Origin of the sequence: Polyangium spumosum (genome assembly GCF_009649845.1) — a bacterium.
GTDB lineage: Bacteria > Myxococcota_A > Polyangia > Polyangiales > Polyangiaceae > Polyangium > Polyangium spumosum.
On sequence record NZ_WJIE01000006.1, the window covers coordinates 88,662 to 103,639 of the forward strand.

Below are 14,978 nucleotides of genomic sequence, written 5' to 3' on the forward strand. Positions count from 1 at the left end.
ATGCTCCTTAGGCTTCTTGAAAGTGAAAGTCAACAGCCGATGTGGCGTGCTGGATTTCGTGGCCGCGGGGCGTGTACGCTCGTGGCGATGAAGCTCCGCGATCTCGCCCTCTTCGCCTCGCTCCTCCTCGCGTCGGGTTGCGGCGCGCCCGCGGCCGAGGCGCCGCCGAAGCGCCCGGACGAAAAGGCGACGGCGGCCTGCGCGATCCTCTCGATCAACGATACCTATCGGATCGAATCGTTGCCCGGCGGCCGAGGCGGCATGGCGCGGGTGCGCACGATCCGCAAGGAGCTCGAAAGGCAGCACCCGGACCTCGTGGTCCTGCACGCCGGTGACCTCCTGTTCCCGTCCCTCTTGAGCCGCGTGTACAAGGGCCGGCAGATGATCGACGCGATGAACCGGCTCGACGGGGGCGAGGGCGACGACGGGCGGCTCTTCGTGGCCTTCGGCAATCACGAGTTCGATAAAGAGGACCCGGCCGTGTTATCGGCGCGGCTCGCGGAGTCGGAGTTCCGCTGGTTATCGAGCAACGTGCATTTCAAGGTCGACGAGGCGGGCAAGAGCGCGGTGACGTTGCCCGCGAGCAAGGTCTCGCCGCGGACGATCGTGCCCTGCGGGCGCTTTCGAATCGGGATCTTCGGCGTGACGATCGGCGCGAACGCCCCGTATGTCGCGGCGATCCACGACCCGATCGAGGCCGCGCGTGTCCAGACGGCCGCGCTGCGAAAGGAGGGCGTGGACGCGGTCGTCGGGCTGACGCACCTCCCGATGGCCACGGACCTTGCGTTGCTCGAAAAACTCGGCGACGAGGGGCCGGACGTCCTCCTGGGCGGGCACGAGCACAATCGACAGAAAGCCATGGTCGACGGGCGCGCCATTTACAAGGCCGACGCGGACGCGGCGAGCGCGAACGTGCTCAGGATCGATCGGACGAACGGCGGGCTCGATATCTTGCAGGAATGGATCCCGCTCACGAGCCCGTCGGTGCCCGAGGACCCCGACATGAAGGCGTGGGTCGACGCCACGTTGAAGAAACACGAGGTGGAATACTGCGCCAAGCAGAATCCGCCCACGGGCGCGGGCTGCCTCTCCGAGGTGCTCGCCACGGCGGGGGAGGAGATCGTCGCGGAGGAGCTCGAGATCCGTCGATTCGAGACGAACCTCGGGGACTGGGTCGCGGACCTCGCGCTCGGCGCCTTCGCCGACAGGAAAAAGCCCCCCCAGGTGGCCTTCGTGAACAGCGGAGGGCTGCGGCTCAACCTGAACCTGCCCAAAGGCGAGCCGATCACGCGGCGGCACATCGAGGAGCTCTTCGCCTACCCCGCGGAGCTCCGGCTCGTGGAGATCACGGGGGAGACCCTGCAAAAGGTCGCGGAGCGCAGCATCGAGGACTGGACGGGCCAGGGGCATTTCCTGCAGATCGCGGGCTTCGCCTTCGAGCACGATCCGGTGAAGAAGACGGCGTCGAAATTGACCTTGCTCGGCAAAACCCCCCGCAAGATCGAGCCCAAGGACGTGCTCCACGCGGTGACGATCGATTTCCTGGTCAACCCGAAGGCGGGGAACCAGGACGGATATACGATGCTGGATCCGGCGAAGGTGATCGAGGGCGGGCCGGACCTGAAGCTCGTCGTGCTGGACGCGCTCTCCGCGCTCGAAAAAGCAGGAAAGCCGCTCGCGCCGGTGGTCGAGGGGCGGATCTGCAATACGGAGCGGAAAATGGTTTGTCGGGCCCTGCCCTGAGCGGCTAGAGCACCCGCCGCACCCGCCGCCGCTCCTCGATCATGTGCTGGGTGATGCGCTGCTTGCCGTCGGCGCCCTCGACGAGCGTCCACACGTCGTGCTCGCGTTTTCGGCCCGCGCTGGCGAGCAGGATGTCGGCCGCTCGCTCCGCCGGAATGAGGCCGTCCGGGCGGCCGGGCAATTCGACGACCGCGACGCGGGCGCAGAGGCCCTCCATCGTGTCGAGCATCTGTTGCACGACCCGACGAAAAGCCTCCTCGCCGAACCCCTCGCGCGGACCCGCCCCGAAAAACAGGAGCTTGTCGAACGTGAGGCGCGGTTTGCCCGGGACCATCAAGACCTCGCCGAGCTTTCCCGTCAAAAACCCGCTCCGGAGCAGCGCGGAGAGGTGCCCGGCGAGGCGCCAATCACAAAGGCCAAAGGCGCCGTGCACCGGGCGCGCGTCCGCCCACACGCTACACGCGAGGATCTCGGTGTCGAGATCGTCCAGGCTCGTGAGCTCGGGGTTGCAGAAGCGCAGCTCCACGTCGCGACCACCTACACGCTGATCGCGCCCTTGCGGAACTCGCTGGCGGCGATCTTGACGTTCACGCAGGACGGTTTGTCGGCCGCGAAGGCCGCGTCGAGGGCCGGGCCGAGATCGGCGGTCTTCTCGACCCAGTACCCGACGCCGCCGAGCGCCTCGACGACCTTCTCGTAATGGGTGTACTCGAGCGCCGTGGCAGGCGCGCGCTCCTTCCCGTAGAGATCGACCTGGCCGCGCCGGATCTGCATCCAGGCCGCGTCGTTGCCGATGATGCTGACGACCGGGATGCCCTGGCGCGCGAGCGCCTCGAACTCGGCCGCGTTGAAGCCGAACGAGCCGTCGCCGTAAATGAGCACGACCTTCGCGTTCGGGCGGGCGAGCTTCGCGGCCATCGCATACCCGGGCCCCACGCCGAGCGTGCCGAGCGGGCCGGGATCCATCCAGAGCTGCGGCCATTCGAGCTTGATCACGTTCGCCGCGGTGGCCACGAAATCGCCGCCGTCGCCGATGACGATGTCCTCCTTGCCGAGGCGCTTGCCGATCTCGTCGCAGACACGCAAGGGGTTCGGCGGGTCCGTGCTGGCCTCGATCTCGGGCAACATCTTCGCCCGCGACTTGTCCTCGGCCGCGCGCATGGCCGCGATCCAGCCAGGCAGGCGCTTCTCCTTCACCTCGGCGAGCAGCTGCTCGAGGACGAGGCCGCTGTCGCCGTGAATGGCGACGTCCACCTTCCGATTGCGGCCGATCTCGTTGCCGTCGAGGTCGATCTGGACGACGCGGGCGCCCGGGTTGATCGCGCGGCCGTATTCGAGGCGGAAATCGAAGGGCGTGCCGAGGACCACGCAGAGGTCGGTTTGTCCGAGCGCGACACGGCGCGAGCGGGCGAAGAAGTTCGGGTGGGCGTGGGGCAAGCCGCCGCGGGCCATGCCGTTCAGGTAATACGGGGCGTCGACGGCGTCGGCGAAGGCGCGGAGGATGTCCTTGCGCGGCGACCACCGGAGCTGGCTGCCCACGATGAACATGGGCCGCTCGCTCTCGCGGAGCAGCGCCGCGGCGCGCGTGATCGCGTGCGGGTTGCCGCCGGGGCGCGGAGGCTCGTCGAAGGGCACGGTGGCGGGCGGCGCGTCGTCGCCGAAATTCATGAGGAGGTCGAGCGGCATCTCCAGGAAGACGGGGCCGGGGACGTTGCCCTGCGCGATGCGGAAGGCGGCGTCGATGTACTCGGCGAGCCGGTCCGTGGAGGGGACGGAGACGCTCCACTTCGTGATCGGGCGCATGAGCTCGACGTGGTTCATGTCCTGGAGCGAGCCCATGTCGGCGAGCAGGCGCGGGCCGGCGCCGCCGATGACGATCATGGGGATGCCCGCGCGCTGGGCATTGGCGACGGCGGTGACGGTGTCGGTGACGCCGGGGCCGGCCGTGACCGCGCAGACGCCGGGCTTGCCCGTGACGCGCGCCCAGGCGTCGGCCGCGTGCCCCGCCGTCTGCTCGTGCCGGACGTCGACGACGCGGATGCCGTCGTCGAGACACCCGTCGTAAATCGCCTGGATATGCCCGCCGCAGAGCGTGAAGAGGTGCGTGACCCCGTGCCGCGCGAGCGCCTTCGATACGAGCCTGCCGCCGTGGACCTGTGCCATGCGGGGCGTATACCACGGGAGGGCGGGCGAAATCACGCGCGCTTCCGGCCAGGCGGGCGCGACCATGAGCTCTTGACAGACACGCCCGTCCAGGTAGGGTGCGCCACCTCCGGGCCGACGGCGCGCGCGTTTGCAAATCCGAGAATACGGGTCGCAATGTTGGCGGTAGCCACGAACACGCGTTCGTCGCAAAGCTGGCCCAGCCATTCAGGAAAGGTGATCATGAAACTAGCTTCGCTGCTCCGTGCTTCGTCCGCGCTCGCCTCCCTCGCCCTCGCCGTCGTCGCGTCCGGCGTCGGCTGCTCGTCGAGCGACGCCCAGACGCCCGATAAGGGGCCTGGCTACACCACGTGCGGGGACGTCACCTGCTCGCCGGGGCAACATTGCGCGCAGCCCTCGATCTCCATCTGCGAGGAGGGTTGCGTCAGCGACGAGAACTGCCCCTCGGGGCAAATCTGCGAGACGGGCTCGGCCGCGTTCCGGAAGTGCATCGGCTCCACCGTGATGCCCCCGCCGGTCGACAGCCTCGCCGCGTGCAAGGCGGCCTGCGACCATTTCCAGAGCTGCGGCCTCTCCGCGGGCGAGACCGCGCAGTGCCGCACCGATTGCGACGGCCTCACCGAGGACCAGCGGAAAGCCATCGCGAATTGCGGCGACGACGAGTGCTCGGCCGTCCCGCAATGCCTCGGCGTGGAGTGCGTGTCGAGCAACGACTGCCCGAACGATCAGAGCTGCCTCGGATACGCCTGCGTGGGCGGCGCGTAGCGCCCCTAGACCTCGACCCGCTTCCACCGCCCCCGCGTATACGCCCAGCCGAGCAGCACGGCGCGGCAGACCCAGTCCGCCGTGCTGCCCATCCACACGCCCGCGAGCCCGAGCTCGAGCTCGAGCGCGCAGAGCCACGTCACACCCGCGCGCAGGGCGCTGCACAGGATCATCGCGAAGAGCACCGTGCGCGTATCGCCCGCGCCGCGCAGGGCCATCGCCGTCACCATCGCGAAGCCCATGAACGGCTGCGCGATCGCGCCGACGCGCATCGCCGGCACGGCCGTCTCGACGATGGCCCGGTCCGGGGTGAAGGCCGAGACGAGCAGGGGCGCCATCGTCAAGAACGAGAGGCCGACGAGGCTCAGGATCACGACCGCGAAGAGCGCCGCGACGAGGCCCCCGCGCGCCGCCTCGTCGGGCCGCTTCGCCCCGAGCTTTTGCCCCACGATCGCGCCCGCCGCGATGCCGAAGCCGTCCGCCGAGAGCCACGAGATCGACTCGATGCTGACCGCCGCCTGATGCGCCGCGAGCGCGACCTCGCCGAGCAGCGCGATGATCGCGACGTACACCATGAATCCGAGGTGATACGCGACCTTCTCGCCAAACGCCGCGCCCGAGACGCCGAGCACACGCGAGAGCGCCGCGCCCGCGCCCGCGAACCCCGCGCCGCGCAGAGGCAGCGGGCTCGCGCGGCGAAAGAGCGCATAGGTGAGCAAGAGGCCCTCGAGCGAAAACGTCGCCGCGTTCGCCAGGGCCGCGCCACGAATGCCGAGCTCGGGAAGGCCGAAGAGGCCGAAGATCAAGAGCGCGTTCAGCGCGAGGTTCAGGACGTTGCCCACGCCCGCGACGACGAGCGGCGTGCGCGTGTCGCCCGAGGCTTGCAAGGACGCCGCGGCGATCGCCTCGACGAACGTGAGCGGCATCGACCAGCACACGACACGCAGGTACTCGCCCGCCTGCGCCTGCACGGCCGCCCCGGCGCGCGGGAAGATCGAACGGACGAAGGGGCCCTCGGCGAAAAACACGAGGCACGCGACGACGACGCCGAGCCCGGCCGCGAAGAGCAACGCGGCCCGAGCGGCGCGGGCCGCGGCGGGACGATCCCGCTCACCGACGCGCCTCGCCACGACGGCGAGCGTGCCCGCGGAGAACGCCGTGCAGACGGAGTAGAGGGTCCAGGTCGTCGAGCCCGCGATCTGGATCGCCGCGAGCGAGGTCGGCGAGTAGCGCCCGAGCATGAGCCGCCCGACCAGGAAGACGAGCGTGATCAGCAGCATGTGCGTGATCGCCGGCCAGGCGAGGGCCCACACCTCCGCGACGAGGGCGCGATCACCCTCACGGACGAGGCCGGTCTCGGCGGAGGGCGTCGGACGCACGGCCGCGGGGGTGCCATGGCCCGGCCTCTCGGGCAAGGGTCGGCCGGGTGGTTCGTGGTCACCGATGTGCGCAGTGGAGGGGACTTCCAGGTCCGTGTTGAGGTAGGGTGCAGCCATGCGGATCGGTCAACGCATGAGGTCGCTGGTCATCTCCGACATCCGCGCGATGAGCCGCGCGTGTGAGGCGGTGAGCGGGATCAACCTCGGGCAAGGCGTCTGCGATCTGCCCACGCCCCCGCCCGTGGCGCGCGCGGCGAACGCGGCGATCGACGCGAGCGTGGCGATCTACACGGCCCCCGAGGGGATCCTGCCGCTCCGCGAGGCGATCGCGGCCGATCTGAAGAAGCGATACGGGCGGGAGGTGGATCCCGCCTCCGAGGTCGTGGTGACGTCGGGCGCGACGGGCGCGTTCGCGGCGGCGTGCCTCGCGCTGCTCGATCCGGGCGACGAGGTGATCCTGTTCGAGCCGTATTACGGCTACCACTTGAACACGGTGCTCGCGATGGGCCTTCGGCCCGTGCTCGTGCCGACGCGGCCGCCGTCGTGGGAGATCGACCGGGAGGCGTTCGCGCGGGCGATCGGGCCGCGCACGCGCGCGGTGGTCGTGTGCACGCCGTCGAACCCGAGCGGCAAGGTGTGGAGCGAGGAGGAGCTCGACTGGCTCGCGGACGCGATCGAGGCGCACGACCTCGTGGCGATCACGGACGAGATCTACGAGCACATCGTCTTCGACGGGCAAAAACACGTGCCGCTCGCGACGCGGAGAGACGCGCGGGCGAGGACGGTCTCGATCTCGGGTTTCTCCAAGACGTTCGCGGTGACGGGCTGGCGGTGCGGTTATCTGACGGCGCCGCCCGAGGCCGCGCGGCGGATCACGGTGGCCCACGACCTGCTCTACGTCTGCGCGCCGACGCCGCTCCAGCACGCGATGGTGGCGGGGCTCGGGATGCCCGACGATTACTTCCGCTCGATCGGGCAGAGCTACCAGAAGAAACGCGACATCCTGTGCAGCGCGCTCGCGGACGCGGGCCTCGTGCCCTACGTGCCGAAGGGCGCCTATTACGTGCTCGCCGATATCCGGCGGCTCGGCGCGGCGAACGCGAAGGCGGCGGCGATGCTGCTGCTCGAGAAGATAGGGATCGCCAGCGTGCCCGGGACCTCGTTTTATGGTGATCCCGTGGGCGAGACGCTCACGCGGTTCTGCTTCGCGAAGGAGGACGCGGCGCTGGAAGAGGCGGCGCGGCGAATTCGATCGCTTTGAGGCATTGAAGGAAAACCCGGGAACCTGGTCACGATGTCGGGCCATTCAAGAACAGGGCAATGAGCGGCGGCGAACTCATCGGCGATAAATACGGCCTCGTGCGGCAAATCGGGACGGGCGCGCTCGGGGCCGTCTGGGAGGCGGAGGAGCCCGCGGCGTCGCGGCACGTCGCGCTGAAGCTCCTCAGCATCCCGAACCAGGAGGTCGGGCAGCGGCTCGTCGAGGAGGCGCGCGCGGCGCAGGCCGCGAAGCACCCGACGCTCTGCACGATCCACGACGTGGGCGAGACGCCGACGGGCGAGCTCTTCGTCGCGCTGGAGCTGCTCTCGGGCGAGACGCTCGCCGACCGGCTCGCGCGCGAGCGGGCGCTGTCGCCGCCGCTCGCCGCGCACATCGGGCGTGACATCGCGACCGCGCTCTCGATCGCCCACGGCGCGCGGCTCGTGCACGGCGACCTGCGCCCGGCGAACGTGTTCTTGCAAGGCGAGCCGGGCACGGACGCGCCGGAGGTGAAGCTGCTCGACCTGTGGGTCGCGCGGGCCGTGCCGCCGATCGTGGCCGATACGCTCGGCCTGGGCTCCCCTTCGTACAGGAGCCCGGAGCAGCTCGCGGCGCCCGAGTCGTTCGACGTGCGGACCGATCTCTGGTCGCTCGGGGTGGTGCTCTTCGAGATGCTCGCGGGCCAGCGGCCCTTCGAGGGCGGGCGCGCGGACATCACGGCGCGGATCACGAGCGGGCCGATCCCGCGCATCTCGCAGCACGCGCCCTCGGTGGATCCGGCCTTCGAGGAGATCGTGGCGCGCTGCATGGAGCGCGAGCGGGACAAGCGGATCGGGAGCGCGATGGTGGTCGCGCACATGCTGGAGGTCTTCGCGGCGCAAGGGCGCAAGCCGGCGGCGGCTGCGGCGCCCGCGGCCACGACGAGCAACAAGGAGAGCTCGAGCGCGCACGGGCGCACGTCTGTGCTGGAGGAGCCGCCGGTCGCGCGGGGTCAGCTCGGGACGCTGGTGATGGATCCCTCGCCGCCGTCGCCGCCGCGGGCGCCGAGGTCGGCGCCGGCGTCGGGGGCCTTTCCGGCGCCGGCGTCCGGTCCGCTCGGCACGCTGATGATGGCCCCGGGTTCGTCGCCGTCCCGGCCGCCGGACGAGCCTTCGTCGCGCTCGAGGCCCGCTTATGCGCCTCCGCCGCGATCGAAATGGGATTCGGAGCCGACGCAGGTCTACATCGAGCCGTCCGGGGTCTTCAAACCGCCGGCCCTCGAATCCCCCTCGCCGATCGAGGACGAGCCGACCGCGCCGCCGCCGGACGTGCCCGCGCCTGGAATGGCGGCGCCGACGCTGCTCAGCGCGAGGCCGCAGCAGATGACGGTGACGGAGCTGCACCAGCGGCCGACCGTGGCGACACACGCCCATGACAAGAGGGGGTTTTACATGGCCATGGCGCTGGGGGCGGGGGTGGTGCTCCTGATCGGGTTGGTCGTGATGTTCGTTTTGCTCTGAGGAGCGTTCTCGGCCGTGGGATTTGGCTTCGCGGCGGCCGCGAAGCCGTTGGGTTCGGTCGCGGACGCCTCCGCGGTGGCCGCAGAGCCGTTGGGTTCGGTCGCGGACGCCTTCGCGGTGGCCGCAGAGCCGTTGGGTTCGGTCGCGGACGCCTCCGCGGTCGCCGCAGAGCCGTTGGGTTCGGTCGCGGACGCCTCCGCGGTCGCCGCGAAGCCGTTTCCCACCCGAAAGACGCCTCCGCGGCCGCCGCGAAGCCGTTTCCCATCGACGGCGACGGCTTCGGGGCCGCCTCCCCTCAATGCACCCCGCCCACGAGCCACGCATACCCCGGCACGAGCACCTCCTCCGGGCTCGCGCCGCCCTGGGTCGCGGGCGCCGTGCCGCGGGCGTCGCACGAGAGGCGGAAGCCGTGGTCGCCGAAGACGAAGAGCAAGGTGCGCGGCGGCGAGCTCTCGATGAAACGCGAGATCACCTGCGCCGCCTCGTCCGCGATGCCGGGGCGAGCGGGATCAGGCGCCCATCATTGCGCGAATTTGTTGGGGTTCGGCGAGGTGGATCGAAGCCCGTCGATGTGCTCGTTCAGCGACGGGTGGACGTGGTGCCACATGGGATCCAGAACAAAATCGATGCCCTCGCGACGGGCCAGCTTGGCAGCCGGGACGAAGTCACTGTCGCCTGCAACGAGGACGATCTGGTCGACGAGCTTTTTGTAAGCCAGCGACGCGATGTCGAGGCCGATCTTCATGTCGACGCCCTTCTGGCGCGCGTCATACGTGAAATCGTCGTCCGTGAGCGCCTCGAATCGTATCGTCCCGCCGACGAGCTCCGATAATTTTGCCGGCTTGATCTTCCACGCCGCGTCGTCGGACAGGTGCCCGAGTCGGAGCGCGACCTTGCGCTGGGTCTTGATCTCTTCGTGTAGAGCCAGGCGAAAGAGAGCCGTCTGCGTCTTCGAGAAATCAATGCCACGTCTCGAAATCGGATAGTGCGCCCGCTTCAGAATCGGCGGGCAGTCATAGAAAAAAATCCGGTACAGATCATACGCGGGCCGCCCCTGGCGGTCGTTCAGGTGAAAACACGCCATCTCGTGCATCGTCCGAGCGACGACCTTGGGGTCGGTGGCGTCACGATCCCGGTAGACGTAACGGAAGCGCTTCAGGAAGAAGCCACCATCGACAAGAATGGCCGTTGACATAACGAATCGCGCTACCAAAGAAAAACCCCCGGTCTCGGCACTCCCGTTATCGAGTAGGGAATGCGTACTACCGGGGGCGGAATGTTTTCAGCTTAACTCGGGCTGACACACCTGTCAACAGGCTGCGACAGGCTGAGGCAACCGGAAAGACCGGCAGATCGCGCCTCCCCTCAATGCACCCCGCCCACGAGCCACGCATACCCCGGCACGAGCACCTCCTCCGGGCTCGCGCCGCCCTGGGTCGCGGGCGCCGTGCCGCGGGCGTCACACGAGAGGCGGAAGCCGTGGTCGCCGAAGACGAAGAGCAAGGTGCGCGGCGGCGAGCTCTCGATGAATCGCGAGATCACCTGCGCCGCCTCGTCCGCGATGCCGCCGAGCCGCTCGTCGAAGCCAGGGCCCACGCCGCGAAGGCGCGCCTCGACGAGGTCGAGCTTGAAGACCTCCTTCGTGCCGTACCGCTCGCGCCGGATCGTGGAGAGGGCGCGGCCACGGACGATGTCCGGCTCGGGGCCAGGCTCGGGCAAGGGGTCGCGCAGGCCCTCGGCGCCGCGGCCGAGCAAGGCGACCTGCGCCGGGGTGGTCGTGGGGAGCGCGCTCCAGAGCAAGGTGCGGTCGACGCAGACGGCGCGGCCCTGCAAGGTGGGCTTGAGGCGCGCCATCACGCGCTCGCCGAGGTCGAAGCGCAGGGCGTCGACGAGCAGGAGGCGCACGGCGCGGGCGTTGTTGAGGCGCGCGATCCGCGCCGCCACGTCGGGCGCGTCGAGGACCATGAGCGGGCGCTTGCCCGTCGCGCGGATGGCCGCGAAGCCCTCGGTGTAGCTGTGCTCGAAGGCCGTGCGGAAGCCGTCGACGACACGCTGGACCGAGCCGTCGGCATGGCCACGCGAGAGGGCGCCGACGAGGGGCATGTAGCGGGTCGCAAAGAGCCGATCGATGACGCCGGCCGGCTTGGGCCCCCGGGCGTTGTCGAGGTCCATGGCGAAGGCGCGCCACTCGGCAGCCGAGAGGATCCGCTCGACCGGCGAGGGCTGGGCCGGAGGTGAAGGCGGCGCGAGGTCCGAGGGCAAGGGCGGCGGCGGAGGGAGCGTGTCGGCCGCCTTCGGGGCCGGCGCGGCAGCAGCCTCGGGCTCACGGTCGCGGTCGCGGTGCGCTTCGAGCGAGGGCGAGGAGGGCGTACGAGGCGGGCGCGGCGGCGGAGGGATCTCCACGGGCGGCGCCGCGTCCACGGGCGGCGGCGGGGTCGACTTGAAGGCGCGAGGCGGGGGGTCGACCGCGGGCGTGCCCATCGGCGTCGGCCGCGGACCCGCCCGCAGGCCCCGCAGCCGGCCGATCGGCGCCGATCGCTCGGCGGACGCGTCGGCCTCGGGCGCGGCGGAGTCGCTCGTGGCCGCGATGGGACGCACGTCACTCGGCTCGGCCTCGGGCGGGGGGGCCGGCGGGGTGAGCGGGGGACGCGCGACGACGCGGGAGTGCTCGGGAGGGGCGCGGCGCGTGGGGGCAGCGTCGGCGACGAGCTCGTCGAGGCGGACGGGCGCGAGGATCCGCAAGCCGCGGTCCCCCTCGTCGAGGACGAGCGCCACGGGGCCGGCCTGGGCCGCGTCGTTGAAGATGGAGAGGACGGCGCTGTCGGAGGGCCCGAGCGCGGGGGCGTCGCCCGAGGTGTCGGCGAGCGAGGCGAGCGGCGGCAAGGCGAGGGCGAGGCCGAAGGAGCCGAGGCCGCGGGCGCGGACGACCTGGTCGCGCAAGGAGGCGGCGCCGTCGGCGTCGACGCTCACGGACGGCGGGGGGGCGCCGCGCATGGCGAGGGCGCTCTCGACGGCCTCCTCGACCGCCTGGCGCAGCCGCCCCGGGGCCGGGGGGCGGTGGATGCTCGCCACCACGTAGCCGCGGCTGCGCAGCTCCGAGAGGAGCTCGGTCTTGCGGGAAGCGGCGACGAAAAACGCGCCAAACGACGGTCTCACGGGCGGAGAGCCTTGAGGCGCGGGGGCCTGCACCAAGCGCATGGGAGGTCCCATGCCAGAGAGCGCGACAAAGGGACGAATTTTCGGCGACGCCGAGGCCCGGCAGGTTACTTCGGGAAAGGAGACTTTTTCCCATGCAAGAGCCCCGACGCCCCTCGATCGCTCGCTTCACCAGCCTTCTCGCCTTGACCCTCGCGCCCCTCGCCGGCTGCTCGGACCCGGCGACGACCCCTCCGCCCCCGCCGCCGGGGGATCCCTTCGGCCCGATCGGCGCGCGCGCCGATCTGCCGGTGGACGAGCGCGTGCAGATCGAGAACCTCGCGGCGCCGGTCGACGTCGTGCGGGACAAGGACGGCCGGCCGCACATCTACGCGTCGAGCTTCGAGGACGCGGTGCGGGTCGAGGGGTACGTCGTGGCGCAGGATCGGCACCTGCAGATCGAGTTCTACCGGCGCGTCGCCGAGGGCCGGCTCGCCGAGATCCTCGCGGACGCGGACGCGAGCGTGATCAACAACGACATCGTCTTCCGCCACCTCGGCCTGCACCGCGTGGCGAAGAAACAATACGAGGCGCTCGGGGCCGAGGAGAAGGCCCTCGTCGACGCGTTCGCGGACGGCGTGACCCAGCATTTTCGCGCGCTCCGCGAGGGCGAGGCCGCGCTGCCCCCGGCGGCGTTCCTCGTCCCGCCCTCGGCGTTCACCGACTTCACGGGCGTGGACGCGCTCGCGATCGCCCGGCTGCAGTCGTACCTGCTCTCGCACTCGGCCGACGGCGAGCTCGCCGACACGGTCTCGATCCAGACGCTCGGGGCGGCGTTCCCCAAGGACGCGGCCGACCCGAAGGTGGCGGCGCGCAGCGGGATCCTGCGCGAGCTCTACCGCTTCGCGCCCCACGAGCCGGCGACGACGACGACGGGGTATCCGATGGGGCAGTCCGGCAAGAAGGACCCCGCGCCCTCGCCTGTCCTGCCCGACCTCGGCGCGCGGACGGCGCGGTACCAGGAGGCCGTGCGCAAGGTGAAGGATCTGTTCGCGCCCGAGGGGTTCGGCTCGAACAACTGGGCCGTCGGGGCGGGCAGGAGCGCGAGCGGGCACGCGCTGCTCGCGAGTGATCCGCACCTGACGCTCGCCGCGCCCGCGATCTTCTGGCCCGTGGCCATGGAGGTCGCGTCCGAGGACCCCGCGGAACGGATCAAGATCTCGGGGCTCGCGTTCCCCGGCATCCCGGGGATCATCCTCGGGCACAACGAGCACATCGCCTGGGGCGCGACGGTGGCCGGCTACGACGTGACCGATCTCTACGCCGAGACCCTCACGCCCGACGCAAAGGCCGTGGTGTTCGAAGGGAAAAACGTGCCCGTAGAGACGATCGACGAGGTGATCGAGATCCAGGCCGGCGCGCCGTACACGTACAAGGTGCCCGTCGTGCCCCACCACGGCGCGATCCTGCCCGAGATCCTGCCCGATCACACCGTGGCCCCGCTCGACCCGGCGAAACCCGCGATCAGCGTGCGCTGGACCGGCGACGAGCCGACGAACGACCTGAAGGCGGTCCTCGGCCTTTTGAGGTCCAAGAATGTCGACGAGGCGAAGGCCGCGCTCGAGGGCTTCCAGGTCGGCGCGCAGAACTGGATGATCGCGGATACCCAGGGCGACGTGCTCTGGACCTCGCACGCGAAGTTGCCGACCCGGGAGCCCGCGGCGCTGGCCTGGGACCCCGCGGCGTTCGCGGGCACGCTTCCGTGCCTCGTCCTGCCCGGCGATGGCTCGGCCGAGTGGAACGGGTCGCTCGCGAGCGGGCTCGTGCCCTGGGAGAAGAACCCCGCCGCGGGTTTCCTCGCCACGGCGAACAACGATCCGATCGGCGACTCGCTCGACGGCGATCCCTCGAACGGCAAGCTGCCCGACGGCACGCCGATGTACCTCGCGTGCTCGTGGGACATCGGCTTTCGCGAGGGTCGTATCCAGGAGCGGCTCGCGGGGCTCGACAAGGCGACGCCCGAGGACCTCGCGAAGATCCAGGGCGACGCGCGCTCGGCGCTCGGCTCGCGCCTCACGCCCGCGCTGATCGAGGCCATCGATCGAGCCGAGGCAGAACGCGCGACGCCCGGGACGCACCCCGATCTCTCCACGCTGGTCGCCGATCCCGGTTACGACGGGGCCACGATCCAGAAGGTGCGCGCGTTGCTCACAGCGTGGGGCGCCGAGGCGGGTTACGAGGCGGCGAGCGGGATCGATCCAGACACGAACGAGCCCCTGCCCGAGAGCGGCGAGACGGCGGTCGAGGCGCGCGCGGCGCAGGCGACGCTCGTGTTCAACGCGTGGATGCTCCGGCTCGTCGAGCGCGTGATCGGCGACGAGCTCGAGCACGCGGGCAGGCCCTTCGTGCCGCGGGATCAGAAGGCGAAGACGATCCTCGCGATCACGCTGCAGACGCCCGAGACGCTCCCGACGTACGACCCGGTCACGAAGGAGAGCGCGCTCTGGGACGACATGGCGACGGCGGAGATCGAGACGAAGCACGAGCGGATCGTGCGGGCGCTCGTGGACGCGCTCGGGACACTCGCGCAAGACGTCGGCCCGGACGTGAGCGCCTACCGCTGGGGCGCACGGCACCGGGTTCGCTTCGAGGCGATCCTCCCGGTCCTCGGGCAGCTCTCGATCCCGCCGCTCGGCGATCCGGTCTTTCCGAACGGCTTCCCGCGGCACGGGGACAATTTTTCGGTCGACTCGTCCGACTTCACGCTCACGGCGAGGCTCGACGTGACCCCGCGCTACGACTACAATTTCGGTCCGACGCAGCGGCTCGTCGTGGACCTGGATCCGGCGGGGCCGCGGGCATGGAACGCGCTCCCGGGCGGCGCGGTCTGGGACTCGCAGAGCCCGCATTTCCGCGATCAAGCCGAGCTCTGGCGGCGGAACCAGACCCGGCAGGTCCCCTTCTTGCTTCCCGACGTGGTGGCTGCGGCCGAGTCACGGATCGTCGTGACGCGGAAGTAGCCTCAACCATCCA

11 protein-coding genes are annotated in these 14,978 nt (G+C 70.5%); 5 read left to right on the forward strand and 6 right to left on the reverse strand.

All coding sequences use genetic code 11. The annotated features are described in order from the left end of the window. Positions 1–87: 87 nt before the first annotated feature. The gene (locus GF068_RS21295; protein WP_170319600.1) at positions 88–1,743 is read left to right on the forward strand and encodes a bifunctional metallophosphatase/5'-nucleotidase; all 1,656 of its coding nucleotides are present in this window, start codon (positions 88–90) and stop codon (positions 1,741–1,743) included. Between the two features lie 4 nt (positions 1,744–1,747). Here GF068_RS21295 and GF068_RS21300 read toward each other — a convergent pair whose 3' ends face one another. Further along, the gene (locus GF068_RS21300; RefSeq protein WP_338046492.1) at positions 1,748–2,269 is read right to left on the reverse strand and encodes a M17 family peptidase N-terminal domain-containing protein; all 522 of its coding nucleotides are present in this window, start codon (positions 2,267–2,269) and stop codon (positions 1,748–1,750) included. Between the two features lie 11 nt (positions 2,270–2,280). Then, on the reverse strand, positions 2,281–3,906 hold the full coding sequence (locus tag GF068_RS21305) for a thiamine pyrophosphate-binding protein (protein ID WP_153821289.1): 1,626 nt from the start codon (positions 3,904–3,906) through the stop codon (positions 2,281–2,283). A 222-nt stretch (positions 3,907–4,128) separates the two neighbouring features. Between GF068_RS21305 and GF068_RS21310 the strand changes: the two genes are divergently transcribed. Continuing rightward, entirely contained in the window at positions 4,129–4,671 is a 543-nt protein-coding gene (locus GF068_RS21310; RefSeq protein ID WP_153821290.1) for a hypothetical protein, read from the forward strand. Between the two features lie 5 nt (positions 4,672–4,676). On the opposite strand, the gene GF068_RS21315 is transcribed toward GF068_RS21310, so the two are convergent. Next, entirely contained in the window at positions 4,677–6,050 is a 1,374-nt protein-coding gene (locus GF068_RS21315) for an MATE family efflux transporter (protein WP_170319601.1), read from the reverse strand. A 115-nt stretch (positions 6,051–6,165) separates the two neighbouring features. Between GF068_RS21315 and GF068_RS21320 the strand changes: the two genes are divergently transcribed. Beyond that, positions 6,166–7,311, forward strand: a complete 1,146-nt coding sequence (locus tag GF068_RS21320) for a pyridoxal phosphate-dependent aminotransferase (protein WP_153821292.1) — start codon at positions 6,166–6,168, stop codon at positions 7,309–7,311. A 59-nt stretch (positions 7,312–7,370) separates the two neighbouring features. Continuing rightward, complete coding sequence (locus tag GF068_RS21325) at positions 7,371–8,810, forward strand: serine/threonine-protein kinase (RefSeq protein ID WP_153821293.1); 1,440 nt, start codon at positions 7,371–7,373, stop codon at positions 8,808–8,810. Positions 8,811–9,105: 295 nt separating this feature from the next. Here the strand turns inward: GF068_RS21325 and GF068_RS21330 are convergent, their stop codons facing one another. The 3 genes from GF068_RS21330 to GF068_RS21340 form a co-directional block, all read right to left on the reverse strand. Next, complete coding sequence (locus GF068_RS21330) at positions 9,106–9,282, reverse strand: hypothetical protein (protein WP_153821294.1); 177 nt, start codon at positions 9,280–9,282, stop codon at positions 9,106–9,108. 48 nt (positions 9,283–9,330) lie between these two features. Next, positions 9,331–10,005: an NYN domain-containing protein gene (locus GF068_RS21335; RefSeq protein WP_153821295.1), complete on the reverse strand. Its 675-nt coding sequence runs from the start codon at positions 10,003–10,005 to the stop codon at positions 9,331–9,333. A gap of 170 nt (positions 10,006–10,175) precedes the next feature. Then, entirely contained in the window at positions 10,176–11,966 is a 1,791-nt protein-coding gene (locus GF068_RS21340; protein ID WP_153821296.1) for a hypothetical protein, read from the reverse strand. A gap of 134 nt (positions 11,967–12,100) precedes the next feature. Between GF068_RS21340 and GF068_RS21345 the strand changes: the two genes are divergently transcribed. Beyond that, a complete protein-coding gene (locus GF068_RS21345; protein ID WP_153821297.1) occupies positions 12,101–14,965 on the forward strand; it encodes a penicillin acylase family protein in 2,865 nt (954 codons plus the stop codon). Positions 14,966–14,978: the final 13 nt, after the last annotated feature.

What these genes read in the sequence shown, in the direction of transcription:
- GF068_RS21345 (WP_153821297.1), top strand. Translation starts at nt 12,101, where the DNA reads ATGCAAGAGCCCCGACGCCCCTCGATCGCTCGCTTCACCAGCCTTCTC.
- GF068_RS21335 (WP_153821295.1), bottom strand. Translation starts at nt 10,005, where the DNA reads ATGTCAACGGCCATTCTTGTCGATGGTGGCTTCTTCCTGAAGCGCTTC.
- GF068_RS21320 (WP_153821292.1), top strand. Translation starts at nt 6,166, where the DNA reads ATGCGGATCGGTCAACGCATGAGGTCGCTGGTCATCTCCGACATCCGC.
- GF068_RS21295 (WP_170319600.1), top strand. Translation starts at nt 88, where the DNA reads ATGAAGCTCCGCGATCTCGCCCTCTTCGCCTCGCTCCTCCTCGCGTCG.
- GF068_RS21305 (WP_153821289.1), bottom strand. Translation starts at nt 3,906, where the DNA reads ATGGCACAGGTCCACGGCGGCAGGCTCGTATCGAAGGCGCTCGCGCGG.
- GF068_RS21310 (WP_153821290.1), top strand. Translation starts at nt 4,129, where the DNA reads ATGAAACTAGCTTCGCTGCTCCGTGCTTCGTCCGCGCTCGCCTCCCTC.
- GF068_RS21325 (WP_153821293.1), top strand. Translation starts at nt 7,371, where the DNA reads ATGAGCGGCGGCGAACTCATCGGCGATAAATACGGCCTCGTGCGGCAA.